The following is a 12,745-nucleotide window of genomic DNA, read 5'->3' on the forward strand; positions in this document are numbered from 1 at the left end:
GGAAAAAAAGCCCGGCGAAAGCCGGGCTTTTTCGTTGCCTCGCGATTCGCCGATCAGCGCCGCGAACGCACATACAGGCGCTTGGCCAGGTACAGGAACTTGCCGGCGAGACCACTGTCCTGCGCCTGCAGCAGTTTCGCGATCTCTTCCTGCTGGTCGCGGATGTAGGCATCGCGTTGTTGCAGCAGGCCCTGCAGTTCGTGGATGTCGTGCTCGCTCAGCGCGTGGCCGGCGTGCAGGTGCGCCGGCAACTGGCGCTTGACGTAGTGCGTGGTGTGGCGGCCGGCGGTCTGCTCGACCGGGCGGTCCTTGCTGTAGAAGTACAGCGCGACCGACTTGCGACTGAGGTCGCGCTTGTCTTCGGGCAGCTGGATCGGATCGAACGCGTGCCAGCTGTGCTCGGTGGTCTCGAAGATCACACAACGGTTGAACGCCGGCACCACCGACACTGACGGCGTGCGGTCGGCGTAGGGATCGCGGAACAGCTCCAGCGAACCGCCCCACTCGTGCTGCCATTCGTGGTTGAGGTAGACGATCAGGTTGAGCCGGCGATGCCAGCGCTCGCTGGGGTGGTAGTTGAAGTCGATGTGCGGATCGAGCGCCGCGCCATGACGGTTCTCGTGCGTGCCGCCACCGAGGTAGAACGGGTCGTAGATCAGCTCGGGGATGTCGGTGATGCGGCCGACCAGATCGAGGAACGGCCGATTCTGGATGGCGTCGTCGAGCGCCGCGAATTCCGGGCCGAGGCCGCGGATGCGGTCCAGCGTCGACTTGCCGCCGGGACGCCCGTCGTCGCCGATGTAATTGCCGCGCTCGAACGCCGGGAACGTGCGCAGCAGCGCCTGCGCGTAGTCGGCGTCGAAGAAGTCGTCGATCACCACATGGCGGAACGGCTGGGCGCTGGCGAAGCGCTCGCGCCAGGCTTCGGCCTGGGCGACGACGGCGGGATTGAGCAGGGCGAGCGAAGAAGGCACGGCGGACACGGGTACGGCGGACATCGGATCGTCCATGAAAGCGAAGCGGCGATTATGCGGCAGGCGCGGTGCGGGCCGGAATTCTTCCCGCGGCCGCGCGTCACGGATCGCGCGCGCCGATGCCGTTCCATGACCTTCGGCGCTGGCCGCGCGGGCCGCGGCGACGCAATGCTGGCGCACCTCCTCCGTGCCGGATCACTCGATGAAGCCTCTCGTCCTTGCCGTCGCCCTCGCGCTGGCCGCCCCGTTGCCCGCCCTCGCCGCCCACGCGGCCGCCAAGCCCGCCGCCGCCGCGGCGAAGCCCGCGCCGGCATGGGTGGCCACCAGCAACGAGTACGCGCAGATCCTGATCAAGGCCCAGGCCGAGTTCGCGCCGGAGCAAATGTCCTTCCTCGGCGTGCCCGGCTACGACGAGCGCATCGCCGACTTCAAGCCCGACAACAGCAAGCGATTCCGCGACGCCACCGCGAAGGCCAAGGCCGGACTGCAGGCCAAACTCGCCACAGAACGCGACCCGAACGTGCGCCAGGACCTGGAGATCATGATCCAGGCCGCCGACGACAGCATCGAGACCAGCGCGCTCAACGAGCGCCTGACCCTGCCGTGGAACGACGTGCCGCAGGTCATCTTCACCGGTCTGCGCGCGCTGCTGTCCGACCAGACGCCGCCGGAGCGCCGCGCATATGCGCTGGAACGCCTGAAGAACTACGTCGGCCAAGGCAAGGAAACCACGCCGATCACCGAGCTGGCGATGGCCCGCTACACCGAACGCGCGAAGGACGGCGCGCTGCTGCGTCCGACCAGGCTGGAGGTCGAACAGGCGCTGGGCAACATCGACACCTACGGCGCAGGCATCCGCAAGCTGTTCGCGCAGCACAAGGTGGCCGGTGCCGACGCCGCGCTGGCGGCGCTGGACGCGCAGCTGAAGGCGTACGGCCAGTGGGCGCGCACCACGGTCCTGCCGGAAGCGCGCACCGACACGAAGCTGCCGCCGGAGCTGTACGCCAACCAGCTCAAGCAGTTCGGCATCGACATCGATCCGGCGCTGCTGGTGCGCCGTGCGCAGGTCGAGTTCATGGAGACGCGCGCGGCGATGGCGCAGCTCGCTCCGCTGGTGGCGAAGGACAAGGGCCTGAAGGTCGCCGATCCGCACGATTACGTGGCCGTGATCCGCGCGCTCAAGCAGGACAACATGCCCAACGACCAGCTCGAGTCGCGCTACCGCACGGTGATCGACGCGATCGATCCGATCATCCGCAAGGAGCGCATCGTCGACGTGCCGAACCGCCCGATGGTGATGCGCCTGGGTACCGAAGCGGAGTCCGCCGCGCAGTCCGCGCCGCACTTCCTGCCGGCGCCGTTGGTCGGCAACACGGGCCAGCAGGGCCAGTTCGTGCTGCCGGTGTCAGTGCCGACCGCCGACGGCAAGGCGCTGCAGTACGACGACTTCAACTTCGACGCGGTGCGCTGGACGCTGTCCGCGCATGAAGGCCGTCCGGGCCACGAACTGCAGTTCACCGCGATGGTCGAGCGCGGCGTCTCGCTGGCGCGCACGATGTTCGCGTTCAACTCGGTCAACGTCGAAGGCTGGGCGCTGTACGCCGAAGCCGAGATGGTTCCGTACGAGCCGCTCGACGGCCAGCTGATCGCGCTGCAGTTCCGCCTGATGCGCGCCGCACGCGCGATGCTCGACCCGATGCTCAACCTGGGCCAGATCGATCGCGAGGCGGCCGGCCGCATCCTGCGCGACAAAGTCGGCCTGTCGGAGGCGATGACCAAGCAGGAGCTGGACCGCTATACGTTCAACGCCCCGGGCCAGGCCGGCAGCTACTTCTACGGCTACACCCGCATCCTCGAGCTGCGCATGGAGACGGAAGTCGCGCTGGGCGAGAAGTTCGACCGCCTCGCGTTCAACAACTTCCTGCTCGACCAGGGCCTGCTGCCGCCGGACCAGCTGGCCAAGGCCGTGCGCGAGACCTTCGTGCCGGCGCAGCGCAGCCGCAAGTAAGCGCACCACGGCCCTCTCCCGCGCGGGAGAGGGCTCCGCGGCGGCCCGCGCCCCTTCACCCCGCTCCGACACTTCCGGCCCCGGCCTGAACGATCCGGCCCGGGTTCCCGCACGGGAACCGGGGATCGGTAGGCGCTGGCTATACTTTCGCCGTTCGTCGAAAGAGAGTCCTGCGTGCCGTCCACGCTCAGTCCGTCCACTGTCGCGCCGATGGCGCCCCTCGCGATCCGTGCCAGCACCGCCACCAGCGCGGTCGGTGCCGGCCGCGACGCGCTCGCCGCGGCCCTTCGCGAATCCCGCAGCGGCCTGCGCCGCAACGACTTCGGCCGCGATCCGCTCGACTGCTGGATCGGCCGCGTCGACGGCCTCGAAGACGTGGTCCTGCCCGAATCGCTGCAGCCGTGGGATTCGCGCAATCACCGTCTGGCGTGGCTCGCACTGGGCCAGGACGGCCTGCGCACGGCCATCGACGACGTGGTCGAACGCTTCGGCGCGGACCGCGTCGCGGTGGTGGTCGGCACGTCGACGTCCAGTATCGGCAGCACCGAGGACGCCTACGCGAGCCTCGAAGACGGCGCGTTCCCGGATACGCACGCGCGCCAGCTCGTACACACGCCGCATTCGATCGGTGAGTTCGTGCAGTTGGCCACCGGCCTGCGCGGGCCCTGCATCACCGTCGCCACCGCGTGCTCTTCGAGCGCGAAGGTGTTCGCGCAGGCCGCGCGCCTGATCGCGGCGGGCCTCGCCGATGCGGCGCTGGTCGGCGGCGTCGACACGCTGTGCGGCAGCGTGCTGTTCGGCTTCAACTCGCTGCAGCTGGTCGCAAGCGAGCCGTGCCGCCCGTTCGACGCGGACCGAACCGGGCTCTCGCTCGGCGAGGCCGGCGGCTTCGCGCTGATCGAGCGCGCGCAGCCCGGCGATCGCGGCCTGCAGTTGCGCGGCTACGGCGAATCCAGCGATGCGCACCACATGTCCTCGCCGCATCCGGAAGGACTCGGCGCGCGCCTGGCGATGCGCGATGCGCTCGCGCGTGCCGGCATCGACGCGGCGGACGTGGGCTACCTCAACCTGCACGGCACCGCGACGCCGGCCAACGATTCGATCGAAGCCGCGGCGGTGGCTTCACTATTTCCGGACACGCTGCACGCCAGTTCCACCAAGGGTTGGACCGGCCACACGCTGGGCGCGGCGGGCATCGTGGAATCGGTGATCGCGCTGATCGCGCTCGAACGCGGCGAACTGCCCGGCACGCTCAACAGCGCCACGCCCGATCCGGCCTGCGGTCCGCAGATCCGTTTCGCGCCGCAGCGCAGCGACATCCGTTACGCGATGAACAACTCCTTCGGTTTCGGCGGCAACAACTGCTCGCTGGTGTTCGGTCTGGCATGAACGCATTGCAGGCGCGGATCGAGGGGATCGGTTTCTGGACGCGCGGCCTGCCCGGGTGGGCGGCGGCGCGCGATTACGCGCTCGCCGGCACCGCGCCGGGCGATGCGCCCGCGCGGCCTTCGCCGCAGTTGCTGCCCGCCAACGAGCGCCGGCGCGCACCGGAAACGGTCGCGGTCGCGCTCGACGTCGCCCTGGCTGCGTGCCACGACGCGGGACGCGATCCGGCCTCGCTGCCGTCGGTGTTCGCCTCGACGCATGGCGACCTGGCGATCACCGACTACATGTGCGCCACGCTGGCGCAGGAACCGCGCGCGCTGTCGCCGACGCGCTTCCACAATTCCGTGCACAACGCCGCGGCCGGCTACTGGACCATCGGCACCGGCGCGATGCAGCCCGCCAGCGCGATCAGCGCGCACCTGGCGAGCTTCGCGCAGGGATTGATCGATGCGCTCGCGCAGCTCGCCGACGGCGCCGAGGCCGTGCTGCTGGTCGCCTACGACGGCCCGGCGGTGGGTCCGCTGGCGCAGGTCGCGCCGAGCGACGGCCTGCTCGGCGGAGCGCTGGTGCTCGCGCGCGACGGCACCGGCCCGCGCCTGCACGCACGCATCGTGCCGCGCGAAGATCCCTCCGACGCGCCCGGCCCGCTCGCACGCTGGTCCGCCAGCAACGCGATGGCGCCGATGCTGCCGCTGTTCGATGCGCTCGCACGCGGCGAAGGTCGTGCGGTGCTGCCCGCCGGCCCCTTGCACGCGCTCATCGTGGAGGTGACCCGTGACTGAGACCCTGCGCGCCACGCGACCGCTCACCCGCGACGAGCTCGTGGTGGTGATCCCCGCACTCAACGAATCGCTGCGCATCCGCGACGTAGTGACCGGCGCGCTGGCCGAATGCCCGAACGTGGTGCTGGTCGACGACGGTTCCGACGACGGCACCGCCGAGTGCATCGCCGACCTGCCGGTCACGGTGCTGCGCCACGAACGGCGCATGGGCAAGGGCGCGAGCCTGCGCGACGGTTTCGCCGAAGCGCTGCGCATGGGCGCGCGCGCGATCGTCAGCATGGACGGCGACGGCCAGCACCTGCCGGCCGACATCCCGCGCCTGCTCGCCGCGGCCAACCGTCATCCCGACCACATCGTCATCGGCGCACGCCTGCGCCGGCGTTCGCAGCAACCGCTGTACCGACGGCTGGCCAATGAATTCGCCGACTGGGGCATTGCCTGGGGCACCGGCTATCAGCTCGCCGACAGCCAGAGCGGGCAACGCCTGTATCCGGCGGCGGTCGCGGCGCTGCAGGACGTGCCAGGCGAGGACTTCGTGTTCGAGGCGCAGATCCTGATCTCGGCCGCGCAGCAGCTGGGCACGCGCTGCGTATCGGTGCCGATCGAGTCGCGCTACAAGAGCGTGCACGAGGACGAATCCTTCCGTCCCAGCCATTTCAAGCCGCTGCGCGACTTCTCGCGCATCACCAGCCACGTGGTGTTCGGCGTACTGCGTCGCGGCGGCGTGCCGGAGATGTTCCGGCGCATCCGCGCCAACCCGACGCTCATCGACGACCCCAGCGGCGAGTTCGCACCGCCGCCGATGGTCGAGCCGCGCGCCTCGCGGATCAGTTGACCGGCTTGGGCGGCGCAGGTTGCGGTTGCGGCGGCATCGTCGACGCCGGCGGTAGCGGCATCGGCGGAGGATTGGTCACGTAGATCGCCACGCCGTGCGCGTACTTCTTGGTCGGGGTGATGTTCACGCCGATCCCGCCGGAGCTGAAGCTGCCGCCGCGGTAGCCACCGTAGCTGCCGCCACCCGCGCCCACGCCGATGCTGCTGCCGCCGTAGCTGTCCTCGGTGCCGACGAACAGCACGCCGTTGGCGCCGAGCTTGGCCGCCTCCATGCGCAGGTTGTTGAGCACGTTGTCGAGCTTGTTCTGCTCGCCGTAGGTGAAGCTGCCGCTCGCCGTTTGCAGGCGTGCGATTTCCTCGTATCCGCCCGGAGGCGCCGAGTAGTAGATGCGTACCTGGGCCGGATCGATCGGCGCGCGCGGCGTGCCGGTGACGAGCTGGGATGTCGAGGAACAGCCGGCCAGGACGGCCAAGGCCGATGCCAGGAGGAAGAGCGGGACGATGCGGCGCATGGCGGCACTTCCGGTGGGAGTCGCCGGCATCGTACGCCAGCGCGGGTCGAGCGGAAGCGAACGGCGTCGCCGACCGTTCAGCTCATGCCGCCGTCGATCCCGATGACCTGCCCGTTGATGTAGCCGGCGGCGTCCGAGCACAGGAATCCGATCAGCGCGGCGACCTCGTCCGGCCGGCCGGCGCGACCGGCGGGAACCAGCTGTTTGATCGCCTCGGTCGGGAACGCTGCGTCGGCCATGCGACCCTCGACCACGCCCGGCGCTACCACGTTGCAGGTGATGCCACGGCTGCCCATCTCGCGCGCCAGCGACTTTGTCGCGCCATGCAGCGCGGCCTTGGCCGCCGCGTAGTTGGCCTGGCCGCGGTTGCCCAGCACCGCCGCCACCGACGACACACTGACCACGCGACCCCAGCGCGTGCGCGCCATCGGCAGCAGCAGCGGCTGGGTGACGTGGAAGAAGCCGTGCAGCGACACGTCGATGACGCGCTTCCATTTCGTCTCGCTCATGCCGGCCATCGGGCCGTCGTCGTGGATGCCCGCGTTGTTGACCACGATCTGCACCGCCCCACCCTGCAGCAGGTCGGCGATGGCGGCCTGCGCCGCCGCGCCGTCCGCCACGTCGAACGCGACCGCGCTGGCGCGGCCACCGTCGGCCTGGATCTGCGCGACGACCTCCTGCGCACGTTCCAGGCGCTGGTTGGCGTGCACGATCACCTCGACGCCGTCGGCCGCGAGGCGACGGCTGATCGCGCTGCCGATGTCGCCGCTGCCGCCGGTGACCAGTGCGCGTCGGATGGCGGTGCTGCTCATGCGGATTCCTCTCCCGGTAGCGAATGCAGCACGGCGGCGCGGCCGTGGGCGAGGACGCGTCCCTCGCAGGTGATGCTGAAACGGTACTGGCTGCCGGCGTCGCCGGCGAGCAGCCGGTGGGCCTCCACTTCCAGAGCGTCCGACAGGTCGTCGATGCGCGCGACGGCGATTTCCACCGCGCGCAGCGCCACCAGCATGCCCGGTTTCATGGCCTCGCCCGCATCGCGCGCGAGCAGCCCGCCGTGCACGGCCATCGCCTGCGCGCCGTACTCGCACAGGTGCACGCCGTGCAGGCGGTCGCGATGACGCAGCGGATGCGCCGGATCTCGGTGGTTGTGCGCACGCAGGCGGATCGTGTCCGCGTCCCAGTCGACGACCTCGTCCCACAGGCACATCGCGCCCGCGTGCGGGACCAGCGACAGGATCGCATCACGCGACAGCATCGCGCGGCTCCCTCACCGGCGCGCGCACGATCAGCAGCGCGAGCACGAAATTGAACGCAACGCCGAGCGCCACCGTGCCGCCGATCGCGCGTAGCACCGGGATGCTGGACGCGGCGAGCAGCGCGAATACCAGCAGCGTGGTCAGGCTGCACACGATCACCGCGTGCAGCGTGCGCAGCTGTTCGGCGCGCTCGTCGCCGGCGTGGTCGAAGAACAGCGCGTAGTCGAGGCCGAGACCCGCGGCGAGGATCAGCGACACCAGATGGAACAGGTTCAGCTCCACGCCCAGCGCGCGCAGCACGGCGAGGATCAGCAGCGTGGTCAAGGTCATCGGCGCGAGCACCCGCAGCACGCGGCGCGGCGAGCGCAGCGCGAACCACACCGCCGCCGCGAGCAGCACCGCCGCCAGCGCCAGCGCCCACAGCACGCGTTCGCGATACTCGGCGACCAGCGATTCCGACGCCTGTTTCAGGTCGAGCAGCTGCGCGCCGTGCGCCTGCGCGACACGCGCGACCGCACCGGGATCCTGCAGGCCGCTCAGCGCAACCAGTGCGGTGGCGTGGCCTTCGCGCGCCAGCAGCAGGCCTTCGATGCTCGCCGCCAGCGGCGTGCCGGCGAGATCGCGCGGAGACAGTGGCGTGGCTTCGCGTGCGCGCGCCACGTCGGCGAGGAAGTCGTCGAAGGCGTCGTCGTTGAACGCACTGCCCTGCAAGGCCGTTCGCAACGCCGCCTGCAGTTCATCCGGTGCCGGCAGATGCGACTGGCGCGCACGCTGCGTGGCGATGCTGGGCAGGTAGCGCGCGGCGAGATCGAAGCCGTCCACGACACCTTCGTCGCGCAGTCGCTGCAAGGCGGGCAGCAGGCGCTCGGACGCCTGCAGCGCGTGCTCCGAGTCGTCGGCCTGCAATGCGATCACGTAACGCACATCCGGCGCGCCCAGTTCGCTGCGCAGCTGCGCATCGCGCGCGAGCGCGGCCGGTGGCACCGGGGTGAGTCGCGCCAGGTCGTTCTGCCAGAACGCGCCGGGCGCGAAAACCACGACCGCCAGTGCGAGCGCGGCGACCACGAGTCCTCCGCTTGCACCCAGTCGCGGCCAGCGCGCGAGGCGCTCCCATGCACGCGCCAGCCAGCGCGAATCGGCCGCATCGCGCGGTGCGGGATCGATCAGCGCGGGCAACAGGAAGCGCGTCGCCAGCGCCGCCGTCGCAAGACCGACCACGGTGAACACCGCCAGCTGTTGCAGGCCATCGACGCCGGAAACCAGGAACGTCGCGTAAGCAATACAGGTGGACGCGACACCAGTGCCCAGCGTCGGCCACAGTGCACGCGCACTGGCCCACGGCGACACACCCGCTCGCTGGTGGCTGAAGAGATGGATCGGATAGTCCTGCACCACGCCGATCAGGGTGAAGCCGAATGCGATGGTGATGCCGTGTACGCCGTCGAAGCACAGCGCGACCGCGCCGAGTCCGATCAGACCCGCGCTCGCGAGCGGCAGGCCGCCGAGCAGCGGCGCCTTCCAGCTGCGGTACGCGACCCACAGCAGCAACACGAACACCAGCGAATCGATCGTGCCGATCAGGCTCGCCTCGCGCGCGGTGCGACCGCCGATCTCGACCGAGAACGCGCCCGGCCCGGTCAGCGTGAGCCGGGACTTCGTGTCGCCTTTCACGGCGGCGAACGCGGCATTGATCGCATCCACGGCGGCCTGCTGACCTTCGGGATCGAAGCCCGCCGCGTGCGTCTCCACCGCCAGCAACGCTTCGCGGCCGGCGCGGTCGAACCACACGCCGTGCAGGCGTTGCGGTGCGTTGGCGGGTTGCCACGCTTCGGCGAGCTTCAGCGTTTCCAGCGTGGGATCGGACGGCAGCAGCGGTTCGATCATCGCCGCCGCGGGCGAGCCTAGATCCTGCACGCGCGCGTCGAGCTCGGCGCGAAATCGCTCCGCATCGAAACGCTGCGTGTCCAGCGTCGGCGACAGCAGGTAGCGATACGGACGCAGGTGCTCGGGAATCGCATCGAGCCCCAGGTCCGCGCCGTTGGCGACGAGCTTGAACGGGGTTTCGCCGGTTGCGGGTTTCGCGGTCAACCGCGCCTGCAGCGCCTGCGACTGTACGGCGAGCGTTTCCGCGGATTCGCCCGACAGCGCGAGCAGCAGCAGGCGCGAGCCCGGACCTTCGCCGAGTTCATCGATCAGCAGCTTCTGCGCCGGCGTCTGCGGCGCGGGCATGAACTTGCGCAGGTCGCCGCTGAGCTGCACGCGCGGCGCGATGAACGCGGCAAGCAGCGCGAGCGCTGCCAGCCACAGCAATGCGAGGACGAGACGCCGGCTGGCGCTCATCGGGCGGGATCGCCGTGGCAGAGCGCGGCCAGTCCCGCATCGGCAACCGAGGCGGCCTGCTGCGCGGCGCCGCCGAGCAGCGTGCGCTGCACATCGCCGCGCGTGCCCGCGCGCGTCTCGATGCAGCGCAGGTCGCCGTCGCGGCCGGTGAGCGCGATCGACTGCACCTTCGCGGCGAGCGCGGCGTCCTTCGGCGTCAGCGTCAGCGTCCAGCGCTCGCGCGTGCCATCGGCCTGCAGGCGGTAATGGCGCTGCAGCGACGCACTGTCTCCGGCGAGCAGTGCCCCGAAGCTGCTCTGCAGGCCGGCGAGTTCAGGCGCGCGAGACAACGCGAAGCGGCGCGGCGACTGGCCGGCGCGTTCGATCAGCGCCTCGCCCGCACGCAGCGTGGTCGTTTCCGCATACGGCGCGCGCACTTCGCGCACCAGCGTGTCGGCGTCGGGACGGCGGTACTCGCCGCTCAGGCGCAGCGGTGCCTTGAGCAGCCTCGATCCGCGCACCTCGACGAAGGCCGTGCGCGCCGGCACCGGCTGCGCGATGCGCGCGAGGATCCAGTCCGCGTCGAGGCCGCCGTCAGCCGGCGCGGCCTGCGTCGCGCTGGCCAGCAGCAGCGCCGGCAGCATCGCCCAGCGGAGGAAGATCGCTTTGGTGGTCCCGCGTCGCGTCGTCGGCATGCCAGAAATCGTAGAAGTTGAACCAGTTGAGGGGCGCGCGCAGCAGATGGTGCTGCAGCCGCGCGGCGTAACGTCCGACCAGCACAGCCACCGCGTCTCGACGATGCTGGCGCGGGATGTCCAGCCCGGAGCTGAATTCCTCGAACACCAGCTGGTAGCGGTTGCCGCCGCGGTACAGGCCGAAGGCGAGCACGACCGGCACTTTCAGCGTCGCCGCGAGCAGCCACGGCGTGGCGGGGAATGGCGCATCGCTTCCGAGCAGCGGAGCGGTCACGGGCGTGTCGCCGGGTGTGGCGCGATCGACCAGCAGCGCGACGAGTTCACCGCGCGCGAGCGCCTGCTGGATCTCCAGCACGATCGACACGCCGTCCCGGCCGGCATCGATGACATCGCGCGCGAACTGCGGGTTGAGCGCATCCAGCAGCCGGGTCACGGCCGGGTTGTGGCCGATGTCGAGCACTACGCGCACGCGCAGCTGCGGCCGCGTCAGCGCGAGCACGCGCAGCGCATCGAAACTGCCCAGGTGCGAACCGAACACCAGCACGCCTTCGCCACGATCGACGCGCTCGGCCAATGCGGGCAACCCATCGACGCGGATATCGAAGCGCGACAGTTCGCCGGTCAGCAGGAACACGCGGTCGAGGATGGTCGCGGCGAAGGTATGGATGTGGCGCGCGACGTCCCACAGCGATGCACGACGTCCGAATGCACGCGTCAGGAACGCACGCGAGGCGCGACGCTCGGGGCCGCGCACGATCAGGAAATACAGGGTGATCGGGTACAGGCACGCGCGCGCGACGCCACGACCGCCGTAACGCGCGATGCTGCGGATCAGCCACAGCGCGAACACGCCGCCGCCCTCGGGGCGCTGCTTCCATTGCGCGCTCATGCCGTCGCCTGCCCCGCGTCGGCGACGATCTCGCCGCTCGCCAGCACAATGCCGTCGCGCAGCACGCGGAAGCGCCAGCGCGGCGGTGCGCCGTCGAGTTCGATCGTTGCTTCCTCGTCCGGCAGCAGCGGTCGCAGGAACTTCACCTGCGGCAGGCGCAGGCCCGCGACCGGTCCGTGCGCGGCTTCGATGGCCTCGACCACGCGCTCCAGCAGGACCACGCCGGGCACCAGCGGCCGACCCGGGAAATGGCCGGGCAGGCAGGGGTGGTCGGCGGAAATCGCGAAGGGCATGCGTGGCGGCGGCGTCGCACGGAGGGCGGTCAGGATAAGCCACCGGCGCCGGCCGGAAGATGTCGGCGGGCGGTCAGTCGAACAGGCCCCGCCAGAAGCGCGGGCCGAGCGCGGCCATCTGCCGCAGGAAGTCGAAGAAGTGCCGGTACGGGCGGTGCGGGAACAGGTGGCGGCGCATCGCGTATTCGCCGACGAAGAAGCCGCCGACGATGCCGTAGTTCAGCAGGTTGGCGAACAGCGACCACGCCTCCTGGCCGATGCTCACCGGCGGGGTGTGGCCGAGCCGGGCGAGCACGCCGTCGGGCACGGCGATCATCGCCAGCGCGCCGTTGGCGAGCGCGAGCACCGCCAGCAGGATCGCCCACGACGCGGTCAGGCGTCGCGAATAGCGGTACAGCTCGCGCGGCAATTCGGCCGGTTCGCAGCGCTCCATCGCAGCCACGATCCGGGTGATCAGCGCCTCGCGCGGCGCTCGCAGGCTGCGCGCGAACATCCACGCGACCAGGCCTACGAACAGCATCGGCGGCGCCAGCAGCAGCATCTGCGCGAACGGCGTCTGCGCCACCCATACCAGGGCCGCCGCCGACACGGACGCCAGCGCCCAGGCCCAGACCTGTCCGTGCAGCATCGGCGCGACCAGCACCAGCGCCATCAGGTCGGCCATCGCGATCGCCGCCGGCACGCCGCCGCCGTCGTGGCTGGCCCAGTGCGCGAGCAGCGGATAGGCCACCGCCAGCACGATGGCGAGCACGGGTGCCGCGGCGTTGCGCGGGGCGGAAGCGTTCACGCGGGGGCCT

At 70.7% G+C, this 12,745-nt stretch carries 13 protein-coding genes; 4 read left to right on the plus strand and 9 right to left on the minus strand.

What is annotated here, in order from left to right; all coding sequences use genetic code 11:
* Positions 1 to 53 precede the first annotated feature (53 nt).
* Entirely contained in the window at positions 54 to 998 is a 945-nt protein-coding gene (locus tag FOF45_RS05965; protein WP_158983065.1) for a 2OG-Fe(II) oxygenase, read from the minus strand.
* A 178-nt stretch (positions 999 to 1,176) separates the two neighbouring features.
* On the opposite strand from FOF45_RS05965, the gene FOF45_RS05970 reads away from it, so the two are divergent.
* The 4 genes from FOF45_RS05970 (at position 1,177) to FOF45_RS05985 (ending at position 5,985) form a co-directional block, all read left to right on the plus strand.
* Positions 1,177 to 2,982: a DUF885 domain-containing protein gene (locus FOF45_RS05970; protein ID WP_158983066.1), complete on the plus strand. Its 1,806-nt coding sequence runs from the start codon at positions 1,177 to 1,179 to the stop codon at positions 2,980 to 2,982.
* Positions 2,983 to 3,192: 210 nt separating this feature from the next.
* Positions 3,193 to 4,371, plus strand: a complete 1,179-nt coding sequence (locus tag FOF45_RS05975) for a beta-ketoacyl-[acyl-carrier-protein] synthase family protein (RefSeq protein ID WP_158987265.1) — start codon at positions 3,193 to 3,195, stop codon at positions 4,369 to 4,371.
* The gene (locus FOF45_RS05980; protein WP_158983067.1) at positions 4,368 to 5,150 is read left to right on the plus strand and encodes a beta-ketoacyl synthase chain length factor; all 783 of its coding nucleotides are present in this window, start codon (positions 4,368 to 4,370) and stop codon (positions 5,148 to 5,150) included. The genes FOF45_RS05975 and FOF45_RS05980 overlap by 4 nt, the downstream gene beginning before the upstream one ends.
* The gene (locus tag FOF45_RS05985; RefSeq protein WP_233264063.1) at positions 5,143 to 5,985 is read left to right on the plus strand and encodes a glycosyltransferase family 2 protein; all 843 of its coding nucleotides are present in this window, start codon (positions 5,143 to 5,145) and stop codon (positions 5,983 to 5,985) included. The genes FOF45_RS05980 and FOF45_RS05985 overlap by 8 nt, the downstream gene beginning before the upstream one ends.
* Here FOF45_RS05985 and FOF45_RS05990 read toward each other — a convergent pair.
* The 8 genes from FOF45_RS05990 to FOF45_RS06025 all read right to left on the minus strand — a co-directional run bounded on the left by FOF45_RS05990 (position 5,978) and on the right by FOF45_RS06025 (position 12,735).
* The gene (locus FOF45_RS05990) at positions 5,978 to 6,496 is read right to left on the minus strand and encodes a DUF4156 domain-containing protein (RefSeq protein WP_158983068.1); all 519 of its coding nucleotides are present in this window, start codon (positions 6,494 to 6,496) and stop codon (positions 5,978 to 5,980) included. The two genes, FOF45_RS05985 and FOF45_RS05990, sit on opposite strands and share 8 nt — an antisense overlap.
* A gap of 77 nt (positions 6,497 to 6,573) precedes the next feature.
* Positions 6,574 to 7,308 (minus strand): 3-oxoacyl-ACP reductase FabG, encoded by a 735-nt coding sequence (gene fabG / locus FOF45_RS05995; protein WP_158983069.1) that lies wholly within the window; start codon positions 7,306 to 7,308, stop codon positions 6,574 to 6,576.
* A complete protein-coding gene (locus tag FOF45_RS06000) occupies positions 7,305 to 7,751 on the minus strand; it encodes a hotdog family protein (RefSeq protein ID WP_158983070.1) in 447 nt (148 codons plus the stop codon). The genes fabG and FOF45_RS06000 overlap by 4 nt, the downstream gene beginning before the upstream one ends.
* Entirely contained in the window at positions 7,738 to 10,092 is a 2,355-nt protein-coding gene (locus FOF45_RS06005; RefSeq protein WP_158983071.1) for an MMPL family transporter, read from the minus strand. The genes FOF45_RS06000 and FOF45_RS06005 overlap by 14 nt, the downstream gene beginning before the upstream one ends.
* Complete coding sequence (locus FOF45_RS06010; protein WP_158983072.1) at positions 10,089 to 10,715, minus strand: LolA-related protein; 627 nt, start codon at positions 10,713 to 10,715, stop codon at positions 10,089 to 10,091. Before FOF45_RS06010 ends, FOF45_RS06005 begins: the two co-directional genes overlap by 4 nt.
* A complete protein-coding gene (locus tag FOF45_RS06015; protein ID WP_158983073.1) occupies positions 10,666 to 11,655 on the minus strand; it encodes a lysophospholipid acyltransferase family protein in 990 nt (329 codons plus the stop codon). The genes FOF45_RS06010 and FOF45_RS06015 overlap by 50 nt, the downstream gene beginning before the upstream one ends.
* Positions 11,652 to 11,948: an ApeI family dehydratase gene (locus tag FOF45_RS06020; protein WP_158983074.1), complete on the minus strand. Its 297-nt coding sequence runs from the start codon at positions 11,946 to 11,948 to the stop codon at positions 11,652 to 11,654. Before FOF45_RS06020 ends, FOF45_RS06015 begins: the two co-directional genes overlap by 4 nt.
* A gap of 73 nt (positions 11,949 to 12,021) precedes the next feature.
* The gene (locus FOF45_RS06025; protein ID WP_158983075.1) at positions 12,022 to 12,735 is read right to left on the minus strand and encodes a COG4648 family protein; all 714 of its coding nucleotides are present in this window, start codon (positions 12,733 to 12,735) and stop codon (positions 12,022 to 12,024) included.
* Positions 12,736 to 12,745 lie beyond the last annotated feature (10 nt).

This window comes from Lysobacter panacisoli, from assembly GCF_009765165.1.
In the GTDB taxonomy this organism is placed as follows: domain Bacteria; phylum Pseudomonadota; class Gammaproteobacteria; order Xanthomonadales; family Xanthomonadaceae; genus Lysobacter_J; species Lysobacter_J panacisoli.